Here is a 458-nt window from a genome sequence, read left to right as displayed (position 1 = left end):
ATATGCGCCTGTCCCTTTGGCAATTCGAGTGGTGGTATCATTTACCCGCGCATCTCCTGCATTGCTTCTTCCAGCGGAACATACGGCATTTCGAGAGACTTGGCAACCGCTTCGTAGACCACCTGTCCGTTGAGTACGTTAACGCCGCGGGCCAGAGCACGGTTTTGCGTAATGGCTGCGCGAAAGCCCTTGCCCGCGATCTCCAGGCCATATGGAACAGTCACATTGGCGAGTGCGATCGTCGATGTGCGCGGAACCGCCCCAGGCATGTTGGCTACGGCGTAATGAACCACACCGTGCTTCACATAGGTAGGGTCGCTATGCGTGGTAATCCTGTCGCTGGTGGCGATTGAGCCCCCTTGATCAATCGCTACATCGACAATGACAGAACCGGGCGTCATCGTTCTGACCATTTCCTCCGTTACCAGATGGGGTGCTCTTGCCCCCGGAATTAAAAC

At 55.9% G+C, this 458-nt stretch carries 1 pseudogene; it reads right to left on the bottom strand.

The annotated features are described in order from the left end of the window. Positions 1-41 precede the first annotated feature (41 nt). Positions 42-458 (bottom strand): annotated as a pseudogene (locus MXD62_RS10155) (alanine dehydrogenase); the annotation flags it as partial.

Source organism: Frankia sp. Mgl5 (assembly GCF_023242985.1).
Lineage (GTDB): Bacteria > Actinomycetota > Actinomycetes > Frankiales > Frankiaceae > Parafrankia > Parafrankia soli.
Note: the sequence above shows the minus strand (reverse complement) of the source record. Positions and strands in the feature narration are given on the sequence as shown.